Genomic DNA, 16,118 nt, shown 5'->3' with positions numbered 1-16,118 from the left:
TATTAGACAGGCGTAATCTCGAGGCTGCCGGTTCCGCCGACCGTGAACGAGTCGATCAAGATGTAGACGACCTCGCCGGCCGTCACGTCGAGCTCGAGGATCTGTGGCGCGGGCTCGCAGTCGAGTGGTTCGCACAGCGCGTTCATGAAGTACACGGCGCCCTCGAAGGTGGCGTTGCTGAGGGTGACCTGGATCGTGCCGGTCGCGGCGGCGGTGTAGACGAACATGGCCTCCGGCCCGGCTCCGTCGCACTCGCCCTGCAGCAGCGACATGCCGTCGGGGACGTCGATTGGGTTCGCGCCGTCGAACACTTCTGTCGTGGTGAGGGCGTCGCAAGGGGTGTCGCCGTCGCCGTCGCCGTCACCGCTGTCGGTGTCGCCATCGCCATCGCCATCGCCGCTCGGATCACCGTCGCCGTCGCCACCGGTGTCGTTGGCCCCCTCGGTCCCGGCTTCATCGCCGGTCGCCTCAGCTCCGGTGAGCCCACCGGTGCCGCTCTCATCGGCGATGTCGATCTCCTCGGGCTCGATCTTCGCAAACCCACAGCCGGTCACGGGCAGCCACAGTAGGACGCTAAATCCCGCGATCCCCGCGAGGGTTCGGCGTGAAGAAGGGCACGTGAGGGGCCGGGAAAAAATGCTCATGGTAAGTCGCTCGTGGACCGGAGGGGGTGTGGGTGTGCCCCGGGGCCCCGTCCGTAGCTAGTAGGTGTCCGAGGTAGATGTACCACGAGCGTTGCGGATCGATCGTCCTCCGGCAACTGTCCTCTAGGCCAAAGCCCAGCGCTGGGCGGGAAGATTCCGCACTGCTAGGATCGCGCTCGCATGGCGCAGGTACCCGCGGCCAAGTCGGACATCGACCTGCTCGAGAGCTGGCGGGATGGAGACGCGCGGGCTGGCAACGAGCTGTTCAACCGCCACTTCGACTGCATCTGTCGGTTCTTCGCCAACAAGGCGCCCAACGAGGTCGACGATCTCATCCAAAGAACCTTCCTCGCGTGCGTGGAAGGCCGCGACCGGTTCCGTGGCGACGCCAGCTTTCGCGGCTACCTGTTCGGCGTGGCGCGCAACGTGCTCCGCCGCTACTACCGTGACAAGCGCTACCACGACGCGCGCTTCGATCCGCTGGTGGTCTCCGTTCACGACCTCGGGCCTGGCCCCAGCTTGTTGGTCGCCGACAAGCGCGAGCAAGAGCTCTTGTTGCAGGCGCTGCGCCGGCTGCCGATGGATCACCAGATCACGCTCGAGCTCTACTACTGGGAGAACATGTCGGGCTCGGAGCTCGCGCAGGTGCTCGAGGTGCCCGAGGGGACCGTGCGTGGTCGCATCCGCCGCGCCAAGCAGCTGCTCGAGGCCGCGCTCTCGGAGCTCGCCGAGTCTCCCCAGCAGCTCGAGAGCACGATCGCCAACCTCGAGGGCTGGGCCGACTCGCTGCGGCAAAAGCTCCTGGTCAAGCGCGCGACCAGCTCGTAGCAATTACACGCTGTAGCCAATCTCGCGGAGCATGGCCGCGACGGTTGGCACGTCGAGCTGCTCGGCGATGTCGCTGGAGAACTGGTAGCCCGGCTCGACGGGCTTGCCCTCGCGCTTGGGCCCGCCCCACCACGGAAAGCTGGGGGTGATCACGAAGTGGCGGTCGTACTCGAGCACGTTGCGCGACTCGTCGGTGGTGATCATCAGCTCGTGGATCTTCTCGCCGGGGCGGATCCCGATCACCTGCTTGGCGGCGGTGGGCGCGACCGCGTCGGCCAGCGTTGCGACGGTGCAGGCGGGGATCTTGGGCACGAAGACCTCGCCGCCCCGGCCGTCTTGGAGGGTCAGCATGACGAGGTCGATCGCCTGGTCCATGCGGATCCAAAATCGCGTCATCGTGGGGTCGGTCAGGGTCAGCGTGCCGGTCTCGCGCTGCTGCAAGAACACCGGGAGCACGCTGCCCTTCGAGCCGACCACGTTCCCATAGCGGACCAGCTTGAACTTGGGGCCGTCGCTGCCGCTGTAGGAGTTGGCGGCGACCAGCAGCTTCTCCATGCACAGCTTGGTCGCGCCGTACAGGTTGACCGGGCTCGCGGCCTTGTCGGTCGACAGGCCGATCACGGTCTCGACGTCGCGCTCGAGCGCCGCGTCGATCAGGTTGGCCGCGCCGTCGACGTTGGTGCGGATCGCCTCGATCGGGTTGTACTCGGCCAGCGGCACGTGCTTCATCGCCGCCGCGTGGACCACGATGTCGACGCCCCGCAGCGCCCGCAGCAGACGTGAACGATCGCGGATGTCACCCACGAAGTAGCGCAGGCGCGGATCATCGAGCTCGCGCTGCATCACGTAGTGCTTCTGCTCGTCGCGCGAGAACACGATCACTTTGGCCGGCGCATGTTGCGCTAGCACCCGCGTGACGAAGGCGCGACCGAACGAGCCCGTGCCGCCGGTGACGAGGATGACCTTGCCGGAGAGATCCGGCGGCGTGTCCATGAGGGGGGGCCAGAGCGAGGCCATTGCGGAGCATCCTCAGAGCCACACCCGGCCGTGTCAACTCAGCAGGCGCGGCTGGACCCAGTGGCTGGCTTGACACCCCCAGCACCGCCGGGCAAACGAGCGCTGTCGCCTCAATTGGCGCTCGTGACACCCACCATGTTCGCCGAGAACCGCCACTACGGACACGCGCACCTGCTGCTGTCCTACTGCGGGCTGTCGCCGCACATGCCGATCCCCGTGCGTCTGCAGCATGGTTGGCAACCTGGGATCGGCATGCGGCCCCAGGACATGGCCCAGCCGGGGCCGAAGATCGTGTGGTCGAGCCGCAACCTGGCGCGGGCGCGCGAGGCTGGGCATCGCGGGGCGGTCGCGATTGGTGCGCCGTGGCTGTACATGCCGACCACGCCCGACCCCGGGCCGGATCATCCGCGCAGCGTGCTGATCGTGCCGTTCCACGGGTGGGAGAAGCAGGCCCTGGCCGGGACCATGGACGCCTACGCACAGGCGCTGGTGCGGCTCGAGGCGTCCGGCTTCGGGCCGATCACCGTCTGCCTATACTGGTTCGAGTACGAGCAGCCGGCGCTGCGCGAGGTGTTCGAGCGCCAGGGCTTCGCGACCACGACCATGGGCCCCCGCGGTGACAACCCGGCGTTTCTTCGGCGCCAGCGCGAGCTGATCCAGCGCCACGCCTTCGTCAGCTCGAACCGGGTGAGCACGGCCAGCTTCTATGCGCTCGAGGCTGGGCGGCCGTTCTTCTTGTACGGGCCGCTGGCCGGGCTGAGCGCGACCGAGGACGCGAGCGGCGAGCAATTTGATCGGTGGCAGCGTGATGAATTTCCCACGCTCACGCATGCGGCCGCCGACGCGGGCTGTGACGTCGAATTGGGCGGCTACGAACTGGGCGCCGAGCACAAGCGCACGCCCGAGCAGCTGCGTGAGATCTTGTTGCTTGGCACCGAGCACCGGGTCGCGCGGGTCAAGGTTGGGGTGCGCCGACGTGCGCACGACCTGGGTGTGGCGCTGGGTCTGGGTCGTCGGCCATGAACGACACGGGCGACACGGGCGACACGGGCGACACGACCGCCGCGGACAACCCGGGGCCCGAGCTCGGGAGCTCGCGCGTTCGGATCACGCGGCTGTTCAAGAACTCGAGCATCTACGCGCTCGGCGAGCTTGGGTTGTCGCTGCTGTCCGTGCTGATGATGCCGATCCTGACCATGTTCCTGCTGCCGGCAGAATATGGGCTGTTTTCACTAGCGATGATGCTGTTCACCGGCTTCACGCACCTGTGCAACCCCGCGCTGCACGGATCGGTGACCCGCTTCTACTTCGATCACGAGCACGACGAGGTCGGCAAGCGCCGGTTTCAGGGCACGATCCTCTCGTTCTTGTTGGCGTGGTCGTTTGGCATGTGCGTGATCGCGACGGTCACCGGCCCCTCGCTGTTTCCGCTGTTGTTCGTTGATCTCCCGTTTTGGCCCTACGGCGTGATGACGGTGTGGATGGTGTTCTTGGGCGTGCTCGGGGTCGTGCCCAAGGCGACCTGGGTGGCGTCGGAGAATTCAAAGCCGTTCGTCGGGGTCAGCCTGCTGGGCTCGGCGGTCAACGTGCTGGGCACGCTGAGCCTGGTCGCGCTCGCGGGCCTCGGGGTGATGGGCATGTTCCTTGGCCGGGCCGCGAGCTTGATCGTGCTCGCGGTCCCGTTCACGGTCTACTCGGTTCGCCACCTGAAGCTGGCCTGGAGCTGGGATGATCTGCGCTCGGCGCTGCGCTTCTCGCTGCCCTTGGTGCCCCACTTGATCGCGCACTGGGTGCTGGGCATGTCGGATCGCTTCATCATCGAACACCACTATCCTGGGCTCGACGCCGGCGCGAGCGCGGCCGCGGTGGCCGAGATGGGGGTCACGCCCGACGAGAACGGCGAGCTGAACCTGGGCCTGGCCGCGGTCGGGATCTATAGCGCCGCCTACGACTTCATGAACGCCGTCAACATGGTCGCGGTGTCGATGAACAACGCCTGGGTCCCGCAGTTCACCCGCGCCCACGGGCGACCGGAAGAGCGCCCATTCGTGGCCCGCTCGATCACCTATTTCATGCTCGCGGTCGGCTCGATGAGCGCCGCGATGGTCGTGCTCTCGCCCACGATCGTGCGTAGCGGGCTCATCAATTCCAAGTACGCGTTCGCGGCCGAGATCGCGCCGATCCTCGCGCTCGGTGGGCTGTTTCAGGGGCTCTACTACGTCTATGTGGCGGTGCTGTTCTACTACAAGCAAAACCGCCTGATACCCGTGATCACGGTCGTCAGCGGCGTGACCAACGTGGTGCTCAACTTGCTGTGGTTGCCGAGCTACGGGCTCGTCGGCGCGGCGTGGGCGACTGTCGTGGGGTACACGATCTTGGTCGTTGGCGTGCGCTGGGCGGCGCGGCGCTGCGAGATGCCGGACTTCGAGGTCGGCCGGCTCGCGCGGATCGCCGGGGTGCTGCTGGTGGTCGTGGCGGCGGGGATGCTCGTGGACGGCCGACTGTGGGTCTGGTGGGAGCTGCTGGTGAAGCTCGGCATCCTGGGCCTGGGGGCGCTCGCGCTGTGGAGCCTGGGGGTGGTCTCGCCCCGTGATCGAGAAGCGGGCTGATCTACGTGCGGCTCCCGGTCACGTCGTTTCTCCCAGAGATCGCCGAGTCGGACCACGCTGACATGTCCTCGGCGGACAGCTGCTTGAACACGCTCTGCCCCCCCTCACGCTCGACCGCCCACACCTGCGCAGGCGTGAAATGGTTGATGAGGGTGACGGACTGCGTGGCTGCGATGATCTGTATTCGTGACGCTGCGGCGGACATCATGCCGGCGAGAACCGTGATCGCGGCCGGGTGCAGACCCAGTTCCGGCTCGTCGAGCAGGATCAACCGCGGGGGCTCGGGCTGGAGCAGCAGGGCGGCGAGACAGATGAAGCGCAAGCTGCCATCGGAGAGCGCCGACGCCTTGAAGAACGCGTCCCGGCCCCGCTCTTTCCACTCGAGCTGGATGCGAGATGGGTTGAGCCGTGACGGGGCGAGCTCAAAGCGGTCGAAGAAGGGGGCGACTTGGCGGATTGCACCTTCGATCGTGGCGAAGCTGTCGGGGTGCTTCTGTGCGAGAAAATACAGGTACGCGGGAAGGTTCTCCGCGTTCGCTCGAAGGAAGCGGTTGTCATCGATCTCGCAGAGCTGCTTCATTGGCGCCGAGGCGCTGGTGTCGTGAAAATGGAAGACGCGGTAGCCCTCGAGATCGTCCAGCACTTGTTGGGCGCACCGATGCGAGTGTGTCCGCAGCTTGGACTCACTCGAGTACGAGCTGATAGGTAGATCGTGTGACCGCGGGTCGTTGTCGCGTTCGCGGTAGGAGGCCGTCTCGCTCTCGATGACGAATCGGTTGTCCTCAGTCGGGATGAGGTCGACGGCGTAGCTATTGGTGACAGCACCGTCAGCGAAGTCGAGGCCGATGTGCAGCCGCTCCGTGTGCTTGCGTCCAAAATGCAGCACCGCGTCAGGGCCACCCTTGGTGGCGGTGTAGGCGGCGAGGTTCTCCGCGACGATCTCTCGCAGCAGCTGAAAGACCCCGATGAGGTTCGATTTGCCGACCCCGTTGGCGCCGATCAGGATATTCAGCGGCATGAGCTGCAAGGTCTGATCTCGGATCGACTTGAAGCCCCTGATCGTCAGTTTCTCGAGTTTGCGCACGCGTTCCTCGTCGGTGGGTCGCCGCGTAGGCTACCAGACCGCTACAAGAACGGCACATCGCCGACGCTGGCGGGCACCTCGGTGTCGCCGATCGTGATCGTGTCGCCGTAGCCGAGCTGACCGTTGGAGTTGCGGCCCCAGCAACGGACGGCGTGGTTGCCGAGCAGCGCGCAGCTGTGCTGGTAGAAGCTGGACAGCTGGGTGACGACGCCGCCGATCTCGACCGCCCCGACGGCGCTGGGTAGCTCGTCATCGCCGATCGAGCTGGTGTTGGCATACCCGAGCTGACCGCGGTCGCTGCGACCCCAACAGCGGACCGCGCCGTCGTCGAGCAACGCGCAGGTGTGGGTGTCGCCGAGCACCAACCCGGTCGCGAGGCCGCCGCCGAGGTCGACGTCGCCGACGCTGCTGGGTGGCTCATCGTCGCCGATCGTGACGGTGTCGCCGTAGCCGAGCCGACCGAACCCGCCGTTGCCCCAGCAGCGTACGGCTTGGGTGTCCGTGATCACGCAGGTGTGCTGCCAGCCGGTCGCAACACGGATTGCGACGGCGCCGATGTCGACCGGACCGACCGAGGCCGGCGTCTCGTTGTCGCCGACGCTGGCGGTGTTGCCATAGCCGAGCTGACCGTTGCTGTTTTGGCCCCAACACAGGACCTCGCCGGTATCGAGCAGCGCGCAGGTGTGCACGGCCCCCGCGGCGATCTGCACGGTGGTGCCGCCGAGGTTGAGCGGGCCGACGGTGTTGGGCAGCTCGTTGTCGCCGATGAAAGTGGTGTTGCCGAGCCCGAGCTTGCCGGCCGTGCCGGAGCCCCAGCAGCGAACCGCGCCGCCCTCGATCAGCGCGCAGGTGTGCTCGGTCGCGGTGACGACCTGGACGACGTCGCCCGGGATGTCGATGTCGCCGGCGGTCGCGGGGTCCTCGTCGTCGCCGATGTTCATGGTGTTGCCGTAGCCCAGCGCCCCGCCGTTGCCGAACCCCCAGCAGCGCAGCCTGCCGGTCTCGAGCACGGCGCAGGTGTGCAAGAAGCCAGCGGCGAGCGCGACCACGGGACCGCCGACCACGACTGGCGGGACGGTGTTGGGCAGCTCGTCGTCGCCGATCGTGCCGACGCCGGGCAGGCCGAGCTGACCGAAGTTGTTGGCGCCCCAGCAGTGGACCTCGTGATCCAGGCTCAGCGCGCAGGTGTGGCGGCTGCCAGCCGCGATCTCGAGCGCGCCGGGGGTCGGCAGGCAGCTGGCCTCGCAGCCGTCACCGTCGATCAGGTTGCCGTCGTCGCACAGCTCGCCCGCGTCGGGCTGCAAGAACCCATCGCCGCACGCTGGCAGCTCGCAGGCCTGGGTGCACGCGTCGGTGTTGTCGTCGTTGGCGTCGTCGCAGGCCTCGACGCCCTCGTTGACCAGACCGTCGCCGCAGGTCGCTGCGATGCAGCCGGTCAGGCACGCGTCGGTGTCGACGTCATTGCCGTCGTCGCACGGCTCGACGCCCTCGTGCACGAAGCCGTCGCCGCAGGTCGCGTCGACGCAGCTGGTCAGGCACGCGTCGGTGTCGCTGGCGTTGGCGTCGTCGCAGGCCTCGACGCCCTCGTGCACGAAGCCGTCGCCGCAGCTGGCCTGCGCGCAGGTCGAGAGGCAGTCGTCGGTCTCATCGGTGTTGGCGTCGTCGCACTGCTCGGGCTCCTGGACGATCCCGTCGCCGCACGTGGTGGGCACGCAGGCGTTGCTGCACGCGTCGGCGTTGTCCTGGTTTCCGTCGTCACAGCCCTCGCCGGGGCCGACGAAGCCGTCGCCGCAGCTCGCTTCGACGCAGCCCTGCACGCAGGTGTCGGTGTCGTCCTGGTTGCCGTCGTCGCACTGCTCGCCGTCCTGCACGACTCCGTCGCCGCAGCTGGAGCTCACGCACTGGTCATCGACGCACGCGAGCCCCGACTCGCACGAACCCTGGTCGCACCCGCAGTCCTCGGCGCCGAGCCGGCACTCGTCGCCGGTCTCGCTGCTGGTCTCGCCGTCGTCGGTGACCTGTGGATCTGCGCACGCGATGAGCAACATCGAGCACATGAGTGGCCAGTACCAGCGGTGGGACATCGGCCTAGACTAGCTTGGACTCCGAGGATCCGACCAGCCCAGCTCAGACCGTGGCGCCGTCACAACCGGACCCGTACAATGTGAGCTGTGAGCCGCGCGTGGACCCTCGTCTGTCGGGCTTGCCGGGCCGACTTGTCCGTCGCGCTGACGGAGATCGAGGTCGACGCCGATCCCGTGCAGCTCGTCGAAGGCCGCGACATGCTCCCGGCCGGCTGCATGTGGCGGGCGCGGTCTGGCTTCGTCGAGTTTGGGATCTCGGCTGCCGATATCCTGTGCTGCCGCCGCGACCTCCCGACCGCGACGCTCGGCGGCAGCACCGGCTGCTGTGGACCCGACGGGCTCGATGGCCCCAACCTTCGCTGTGCGTGCGGGGCCGCGTTTGCGACCGAGTATGGTGATTGCTATCAGCCGCACGTGGTGTGTGTGGACCCCAGGCGGGTCGACTGCGCGCCCGCGACCCCGGAGGTCGGCGTACATGTCTATCCTCCGAATGCATCACATCCCTCGGCCTGGACCTTCGCGGCGTGGTTGCATGAATTGCTCGAGCTTCCAGACTGGTACGGGCTGGACCTCGACCTGCTGGTGCGCGACTGGGCCGGCCGCGCGCCAGTGATGCCGATTGTGGTGATCTGGCTCGACACAGCGCGTGAGCGGGCCGCGGGCGTGCCGGTGGGTGAGCTGATCGGTCGGCTCGCGGGGGCGCCAATCACCGTCATCACGCCGGTCGGCGATGGTTAGCTATCCGAACAGCAGTCGGCGGTTGGCGGCGCGACGATCGATCGCGGCCTGCAGCGCGCCGCGGACCCGCGCGTCGATCTCGACCGTCGAGCCGGCCGCGACAACCTCGGGATCGATCGGCTCGAGCACGTCGATCTCGATCCGGGACGGAAGCGGCACGTAGCCCGGCGGCGGCCCAATCCACAGGCCCCACGGGATCGACAAGCTGACCGGGAACGACTCGAGCCGCAGCTTGCGGTCCACCCCGAGCCGACGCGCGAGGCGGCGACCTTCGCTGAGGATGATCAGGGTTTCGTGCCCGCCGATCGCGGCGATTGGGACGATCGGCACCCCGGCCGCGCGCGCGAGCTCGACGTATCCGGTGCGGCCGGCAAACACGACCTGGTTGCGCTGCGAGAACGGTCGACACGCGTCGTGGTCGCCGCCGGGGTAGACCTGCACGGCGTAGCCTTGACGCAAAGCCGCGAGTGCGTGGTCTGGGTCGGCGCGCATGGCCCCGAACCGGGCGACCCATCGGGCCAGGCGGCGCGGGTAGTTATCGAACATCTGATCGTGGACGAGCGTGAGCAGCGGTGTTGGTCGGCGGGCGCTGTGGTACGCGGACAGCCACACCAGGGCGTCCGGGACCAGTCCGACGCCGCTGTGGTTGCCGACCGCCAAGAACGGGCCCTCGGGTACGCGCTCGAGTCCGTGAATGCGCGCTCGAAAGTAGCCGTGCAATAGACGCTCGAGCTTGGGCGCGGTGCGGCGAACGAACGCGGCGTCGTAGCAACCTAGCTGTCCCGGTGTGTGGTCGGACGGATTGGACTGCATGGGGGGCGTACCCACGGCTCGAGGGCCGCCAGCACAGCGTAACAGCCCAGGCGCCCGCGCGGCCAGACCCCGGACGGGGACAAACCAGTGGATCGATCGGGGTATGATGGGCCGTGGCCACGCAACACCTCGTGCTGGTACCCGGCTTCTTCGGGTTCGTGAACTTCGGTCCGCTGGTCTACTTCGCTCACGTCCGCGAGCTGCTCGAGAGCGAGTTCCGAGCGCGGGGCAGCGACGTCCAGGTCCATCGGGTTCGCACGCACCCGGTCGCGTCGCTGCGCCAGCGAGCGCGAGACCTGCGAGACGTGATCGCCGTGCTGCCCGACGACGGTCCGGTCCACGTGGTCGGCCACAGCACCGGTGGGCTCGACGCCCGGCTCGTGACCAGCCCCGGGGTGGATCTCGGGCCGGGCGAGGTCGAGCGGCACGCGGCGCGAGTCCGCAGCGTGATCTCGGTGTGTACGCCTCACCGTGGCTCGCCGCTGGCGGGGCACCTCGCAGGAATGATCGGCGAGCCGCTGCTGCGCACGGTCTCGATCTTGACGGTGCTGTTTCTGCGCCACGGCAAGGTCCCCGCTCACCTGGCGCTGCGCTTGGCTCGCGTGCTGGTGGGCGAGGGGCTGCTGCCGAACACGCCGGTTCACGTGGTGCTGCAGACACTCGAGCGCGAGGCCGCCGAGGCGCTCGAGAAAGACTGCGCGACCGAGGACGAGCGGCTCTCGGTCGCCGACTTCATGCGCGAGCTTCGAACCGAGCCGCACCTGATCCCGCAGCTGATGCCGCAGGCGCTCGACCTGTTCAACGCGGGCGTGTCCGAGCGACCGGGCGTGCACTACGGCTCCATCGTCGCGCGCTGCCCGGCGCCAAACCTGCGCTCGCAGCTGCGCGTGAGCGGGGGCCCCTACGAGCACGCGACCCATGCGTTCTTGCAGTGGCTGTACCGGCGCGCGACGCCGCTCTCGCCCGACTTTCACGTGCCCTTCAACGAGCAGCAGCGCGGCGCCATGCGTGCCGCCTGGGGGGCGCTGCCGACCGCGGCGGACAACGACGGGATGGTTCCGACCGCGTCGCAGGTGCACGGGCGGATCCTGCACGTGGCGACGGCCGATCACCTCGACGTGATCGGGCACCTGCACGACCCCTTCCACAAGCCAGCGCACCACGACTGGATCTCGTCGGGCTCGGGGTTTGGGCACAAGAGCTTCGCGGCCCTGTGGCGGGATGTCGCCGGGGCGATCCTCGAAAATTCTGGGGGCCCGGCGCCAATTTAATACCCGGTAATCAACCGTTTATCTGGATCAACTGGAAACGAGGCGCCGACAACACAAACAGTGGCAGTTTCATTTGGGGCTCACGTCAAGCGTCTCCGCGAAGTTCGGCGGCTCACTCAAGAAGAGTTGGCCGAACGGAGCGGGCTCGCAGCCGACACAATCAGGCGTCTCGAGCATCAGGACTTCTCGCCCTCGCTCCGAACCTTGCGAAAGGTCAGTAAGGGCCTGGGTTTGACAGTTGCGGCGATGTTCACCTCCTTCGAGCTCGAGGGCGTCCCTGAGGAGATCGCCCGGATCAACGGCTTGTTGGCCGGGCGTTCTCCCGCCGAACTCAAGCTGGTGGAGCGGGTGCTCGCCACGTTGTTCGAGGAACTCGATCGCGACTCCGGGTCGGAGGCCGACAACAAATGACCTAGGATCGCGATCAATGCGCATGCCATCGCGAGCGATCGCGATCATTGCGCACCAGATCGCGATCACTGCGCACCAGATCGCGATCACTGCGCACCGGATCGCGATCACTGCGCACCGGATCGCGATCACTGCGCACCAGTTTGCAGTGCTCATTCGGTCATTGGCCGCGTGAGTGAGCTGTCATCGTGGCGCGGTCATCCGACTTGACGTCGGTCGCCGAGCTGTGTCCGCTGGTGCGGCACCCTGGTAGTCTACCCCGATGAGGCAGGCTGCTCAGGTCGTGTTTGCGACGGTGTGGTGGCTGACGTTCGGGCTCGTCTGCATGGTGATGTTCCTGGGCGCGACGGCGTGCTTCGTGCTCACGGTGCCGTTCGACCGGCGCCGCGTGGTCCAGCATCTGTACTCCTGCTTCTGGGCCCAGATCATGTTCTACCTCAACCCGTTTTGGCGGCTGCGGATCACGGGGCGCGCCAAGCTGCCGTGGCGCGGCAAGGCGGTGCTGGTCTCGAACCACGAGTCGCTCGGCGATATCTTGGTGCTGTTCGGGCTGTATCGTCCGTACAAGTGGGTCAGCAAGGCGGCGGTGTTCCGGTCGCCGTTCCTGGGCTGGAACATGCACTACAACGGCTACGTGCCGCTGCGTCGGGGTGACAAGGCCAGCATCATCGAGATGAGCCAGCGCTGCCACGCGTGGCTCGCCAAGGACATGCCGATCCTGATGTTTCCAGAGGGCACCCGCTCACCCGACGCCGAGGTCAAGGCGTTCAAGGACGGGGCGTTTCGTCTGGCGATCGAGGCCAACTGTCCGGTGTATCCGATCGTGCTGACCGGCACCGCCGACACCCTGCCCAAGCACGGTCTGCGGGTGAAGATCGCCGCCAAGTGCCACGTGCAGGTCATGGACCCGGTCGATCCCAGCCAGTTTCAGGGCGACGTGGCGGCGTTTCGAGATCACGTGCGCGCGTTGATCATCGCCGAGAAGGCCCGGATGTTGGCCGCGGCCCTCGAGCCGGGCCCGAGCTGAACGCACACCTTCGAGTCAACGCAAACACCTGACGAGGATCGGGTGACAGCTCGCAAAGAACGCCGGATGAGCGCGTTGATCTCCATCTCGACGGGCCCATGCTTGAGCGTTCGCAGGCGCCCGAGCGCAGGCGAAGGAGAACCATGCTGCACCGACTCGAGCGAATCATCATGGGCGCCGTCGCCCTGCTGGCGGTAGCCGTCCCCCGACTCGCCCTCGCCGGGCCGCCCGACGCCGAGCGGGTCGTCGTCGAGCAAGGCCGGCCGGACATCCTCACAGCGCAGTGGTGGCGGGACCTGGTCGGCCCGGTCGCGTCCGACGACATTCTGCAAGTCGGCTGGCAGCTGCTCGCGGGTGTGCTGCTGTTCATCGTTGGCTGGCTGATCGCCAAGCTGCTCGCGTGGGTGGTGTATCGGGTCCTGGTCAAGACCAGCTGGGACAACCGGCTCGCCAAGCGGCTGGGGATCAACATGATGGTCGATGACACGGAGGGGATCAGGACCGGCACCCAGGCCGATCCCCATCGGCTCGAGCGGATCACGGCGAAGGTCGTGTTCTATCTGCTGATGGCGCTGGTGGTGGTGGGCGTGCTCGAATTCGCCGGCCTCGAGCAGGCGGCGGCCCCGATTCAGGGGTTCGTCTCGACGGTGGCGCAGGCGCTGCCGCTGATCGGCAAGGCGATCCTGATCATGGTCGCGGCCTATATCGTCGCGCTGATCTCGAGCAAGGTCGTCGTCAAGGCCCTGCAGATTGCGCGCGTCGACAAGCGCTTCGCGGAGCTCGATCAGGTCCCGGCTGCCGAGGTCGTCGTCCGCCCCAGCACCGCGGCCGCGGGTGAGATCGAAGCCAAGGACACCCGGTTCTCCGAGACCGCGGGCAGGGTGGTGTTCTGGCTGGTGATTCTGCTTGGGCTCGCCGGGGCGATCGACGCGCTGCAGATCCCCGCGATCTCGCGCCCGCTCAGCAACGTCGTCAACTCGATCATGAGCCTGCTTCCGGCGCTCGGTGTCGCGGCGCTGATCGGCATTGGTGGCTGGATCCTCGCCAAGGTCGTGCGGCTGGTGGTCACGCGCGCGCTCGAGGCTGTCGGGTTCGACACGCTGGTCGCCAAGCTGCGGCTGTCGGGTCTGTTCGGCAAGTCGACGCCGAGCAAGGTCGCCGGGTGGCTGGCGATGGCGTTCATCTTGATCGAGACCGGGATCGCGGCGTTGCAAGCGGTCGGGCTCGAGACCCTGTCGGTGCCGCTGACCGCCATGATGGCGCAGTTTTGGCTGATGCTACCTTCGCTGCTGCTCGCGATCGTGATCGTGGTCGTGGGTGTGTTCGTGGGCCGGCTCGCGCGGGGGATCACCCAGCGGGCCCTCGAGGGCGTCGGCCTGGATCGCTGGATGGCGAAGATCGGGCTCAACCAGATCGCCGAGCGCGAGGACGAGCTCGGCAAGCCGTCGGGGCTAGCTGGCTTCGTGGTCCAGATCGTGATCGTGCTGCTCGCGCTCGCGCAGGCGCTGCACAGCCTCAGCCTCGACCTGTGGGCCAGCTACGTCGACGCGCTGTTGGTGTTCTCGGTCACCCGGGCCGCGGTCGCGCTGGTGATCGTCGGCGTCGGCTTCGCGGTCGGCAACTATGTGCGGGATCTGATCGAGACCCGCCAGCGCAGGGCCGCGCCGCCCCCCACGGCACAGCCGGGACAGATGGGACAGATGGGACAGCCGGGACAGACGGGACCAGTCGGACCGGGGAGCGCGGAGCAGGGCCCGGTGTGGATGGCCGAGTTTGCCCGCTACGCCGTGCTGGTGTTCGCGTTCACGATGGCCGTGCACCAACTCGGTTTCGCGGACGAGTTCGTGCTGTTGAGCTTCGCGCTGTTGTTTGGCGGCCTGTGTCTCGCGGGGGCGCTGGCGTTCGGCCTGGGCTCGCGGGATGTCGCGGGTGAGATCGTCCGCAAGCAGTATCGCGAGGCCAAGGGCGGGGGCGCTGGTTCGAGCAGCACGATCATCTCGTCGTCGCATGATGTTTAGCCGGGGCCGGTAGCCGAGGCAGCGGGTGGCGTGCGGTCGGTGCGCGCCACCCGTAACTGCACTACGGTGTGGTCGTACGCGCGGTGGCAACCCACAGATGCGATACTTGCGGGGACCTGTCGATCCGTCCGTGGTTCGCACGTCGTTTTGTCGGAGCACTCCCATGACCGTACGTGAGACCGTCGCCTATCCGCCCACGTCTGCCGGCCGTGCCAGCTCGGCGCCGCAGACCGAAGCCGCCACGCTGTTCGCCACAAACACCCAGCAGACGCTGGTCGCTGATCATGCGGCGTCGCCGAATTCGACCCAAGAGACGCTGTTGGCCGAGGGCACGGGCCCGGCGAGCACGACCCAGGAGACGCTGGTCGCGGGTGGGCAGTCGGGGCAGGGCCAGACGCTCGGGCAGACGCTCGGCCCGACATCGTTGGGGCCAACGCGAGGTCACGCGACCGTGCTGCCCGACGTCCGCAGCGAGGGTGACCGGCTGATCATCGTGCCCCGCGACCAGACCCGCTACGAGAATGACAAGCTGCTCGGCCGCGGCGGCATGGGCGAGGTCAAGCTCGCCCACGACCACGACATCGGGCGCAAGGTCGCCGTCAAGCGGCTCCTCGATGACACCAACCCGCACGCGGTCGCGCGCTTCATCGACGAGGTCCGCACGGTGGGCAGCCTCGAGCACCCCAACATCGTGCCGATCCACGATGTTGGCGTCGACGAAGACGGATCGCTGTTCTTCGTCATGAAGTACGTCGAGGGCGAGACCCTCAGCTCGATCATCCAAAAGTTGGCCGCGGGCGACGCCGCCTACCACAAGCGCTACGGCTTCGAGGCTCGCCTCGATCTGTTCGCGGGGCTGCTGCGGGCGCTGCAGTACGCCCACAGTCAGGGCCTCGTGCATCGCGACGTCAAGCCCGAGAACATCATGGTCGGGCGCTACGGTGAGGTCGTGCTGATGGACTGGGGCATCGCCCATCCGATGCGCAGCCAGGAGCAGCTCGGCCGCAACCTCGCCGCGCTCGACCGGGCCTCGACCGAGACCGTCGACGGCGCCGTGGTCGGCACGCCGCAGTACATGTCGCCCGAGCAGGCGAGCGGGCAGGTCGCCGAGCTCGACGGCCGCAGCGATCTCTACAGCGCCTTCGTGGTGCTCTACGAGCTGCTGACCCTCGTGCCCTACGTGAAGCTCGAGCCGACGGCGATGCAGACCGTGCTCGCGGCCGAGGAGCGCTCGCTGGTGGCGGGGCTCGATCCCAACTTCGACAACCCGCATCAGGCCGCGGTCCCGATCGAGCTGCGCCACTTCCTGCGCGACGGGCTCGCGCACGCCAAGGATCAACGCTTCGCCGGCGCGCTCGAGGCGATCGAGACCCTCGAGCACGTGCGCGGCGGCGACTTTGCGGTGTGCTGCCCGGTCACGTTCATGAAGGCCAACAACACCAAGATGGGCCGGTTCATGGATCGCCACCCGGGCGGGTCCATGATGTTCGCGACGATGTCGGCGCTGGCGTTCCTCGGCGGCCTCGCCGGCTGGGTGATGTGGGCGATCGGGTAGTCGCCAGTTGCAAGTGGTT

15 protein-coding genes are annotated in these 16,118 nt (G+C 67.6%); 10 read left to right on the top strand and 5 right to left on the bottom strand.

Annotation, left to right across the window (positions count from 1 at the left end):
• Window positions 1–2 precede the first annotated feature (2 nt).
• Window positions 3–644, bottom strand: coding sequence for a hypothetical protein (locus ENSA7_RS44680; protein ID WP_181234533.1), 642 nt, complete (start codon window positions 642–644; stop codon window positions 3–5).
• A gap of 180 nt (window positions 645–824) precedes the next feature.
• On the opposite strand from ENSA7_RS44680, the gene ENSA7_RS38710 reads away from it, so the two are divergent.
• Window positions 825–1,472 carry an RNA polymerase sigma factor gene (locus ENSA7_RS38710; RefSeq protein ID WP_106094460.1) on the top strand — a complete coding sequence of 216 codons (648 nt, stop codon included), beginning with the start codon at window positions 825–827 and terminating at the stop codon, window positions 1,470–1,472.
• A 3-nt stretch (window positions 1,473–1,475) separates the two neighbouring features.
• On the opposite strand, the gene pseB is transcribed toward ENSA7_RS38710, so the two are convergent.
• Window positions 1,476–2,489, bottom strand: a complete 1,014-nt coding sequence (pseB, locus tag ENSA7_RS38705; RefSeq protein ID WP_244924055.1) for a UDP-N-acetylglucosamine 4,6-dehydratase (inverting) — start codon at window positions 2,487–2,489, stop codon at window positions 1,476–1,478.
• Window positions 2,490–2,624: 135 nt separating this feature from the next.
• On the opposite strand from pseB, the gene ENSA7_RS38700 reads away from it, so the two are divergent.
• Together ENSA7_RS38700 and ENSA7_RS38695 are read left to right on the top strand one after the other, a co-directional pair.
• Window positions 2,625–3,512 (top strand): hypothetical protein, encoded by an 888-nt coding sequence (locus tag ENSA7_RS38700; RefSeq protein WP_146158644.1) that lies wholly within the window; start codon window positions 2,625–2,627, stop codon window positions 3,510–3,512.
• Window positions 3,509–5,098: a lipopolysaccharide biosynthesis protein gene (locus tag ENSA7_RS38695; RefSeq protein WP_106094457.1), complete on the top strand. Its 1,590-nt coding sequence runs from the start codon at window positions 3,509–3,511 to the stop codon at window positions 5,096–5,098. The genes ENSA7_RS38700 and ENSA7_RS38695 overlap by 4 nt, the downstream gene beginning before the upstream one ends.
• A 1-nt stretch (window position 5,099) precedes the next feature.
• Here the strand turns inward: ENSA7_RS38695 and ENSA7_RS38690 are convergent, their stop codons facing one another.
• A complete protein-coding gene (locus tag ENSA7_RS38690; protein WP_106094456.1) occupies window positions 5,100–6,182 on the bottom strand; it encodes an AAA family ATPase in 1,083 nt (360 codons plus the stop codon).
• A 41-nt stretch (window positions 6,183–6,223) separates the two neighbouring features.
• Window positions 6,224–8,266, bottom strand: coding sequence for an RCC1 domain-containing protein (locus ENSA7_RS38685; RefSeq protein ID WP_106094455.1), 2,043 nt, complete (start codon window positions 8,264–8,266; stop codon window positions 6,224–6,226).
• 87 nt (window positions 8,267–8,353) lie between these two features.
• Between ENSA7_RS38685 and ENSA7_RS38680 the strand changes: the two genes are divergently transcribed.
• Window positions 8,354–9,004 carry a hypothetical protein gene (locus tag ENSA7_RS38680; protein WP_146158643.1) on the top strand — a complete coding sequence of 217 codons (651 nt, stop codon included), beginning with the start codon at window positions 8,354–8,356 and terminating at the stop codon, window positions 9,002–9,004.
• Here the strand turns inward: ENSA7_RS38680 and ENSA7_RS38675 are convergent, their stop codons facing one another.
• Entirely contained in the window at window positions 9,005–9,832 is an 828-nt protein-coding gene (locus ENSA7_RS38675) for a lysophospholipid acyltransferase family protein (protein ID WP_146158642.1), read from the bottom strand. It lies immediately after the preceding gene.
• Window positions 9,833–9,930: 98 nt separating this feature from the next.
• Here ENSA7_RS38675 and ENSA7_RS38670 point away from each other — a divergent pair, with 98 nt between their 5' ends.
• The 6 genes from ENSA7_RS38670 (at window position 9,931) to ENSA7_RS38650 (ending at window position 16,099) form a co-directional block, all read left to right on the top strand.
• A complete protein-coding gene (locus ENSA7_RS38670) occupies window positions 9,931–11,088 on the top strand; it encodes an esterase/lipase family protein (RefSeq protein WP_106094452.1) in 1,158 nt (385 codons plus the stop codon).
• Between the two features lie 60 nt (window positions 11,089–11,148).
• Window positions 11,149–11,499: a helix-turn-helix domain-containing protein gene (locus ENSA7_RS38665; RefSeq protein ID WP_106094451.1), complete on the top strand. Its 351-nt coding sequence runs from the start codon at window positions 11,149–11,151 to the stop codon at window positions 11,497–11,499.
• A gap of 16 nt (window positions 11,500–11,515) precedes the next feature.
• Entirely contained in the window at window positions 11,516–11,674 is a 159-nt protein-coding gene (locus ENSA7_RS44675) for a hypothetical protein (RefSeq protein ID WP_181234532.1), read from the top strand.
• A gap of 87 nt (window positions 11,675–11,761) precedes the next feature.
• Window positions 11,762–12,526, top strand: a complete 765-nt coding sequence (locus tag ENSA7_RS38660; protein WP_106094450.1) for a lysophospholipid acyltransferase family protein — start codon at window positions 11,762–11,764, stop codon at window positions 12,524–12,526.
• A 143-nt stretch (window positions 12,527–12,669) separates the two neighbouring features.
• Entirely contained in the window at window positions 12,670–14,544 is a 1,875-nt protein-coding gene (locus ENSA7_RS38655) for a mechanosensitive ion channel (protein WP_106094449.1), read from the top strand.
• A 163-nt stretch (window positions 14,545–14,707) separates the two neighbouring features.
• The gene (locus tag ENSA7_RS38650; protein WP_181234531.1) at window positions 14,708–16,099 is read left to right on the top strand and encodes a serine/threonine-protein kinase; all 1,392 of its coding nucleotides are present in this window, start codon (window positions 14,708–14,710) and stop codon (window positions 16,097–16,099) included.
• The last annotated feature ends 19 nt before the right edge of the window (window positions 16,100–16,118 follow it).

It is taken from the genome of Enhygromyxa salina (assembly GCF_002994635.1).
In the GTDB taxonomy this organism is placed as follows: domain Bacteria; phylum Myxococcota_A; class Polyangia; order Nannocystales; family Nannocystaceae; genus Plesiocystis; species Plesiocystis salina_B.
The sequence above is the reverse complement of the archived record's forward strand: the minus strand, read 5'-3'. Positions and strand labels throughout refer to the sequence as shown.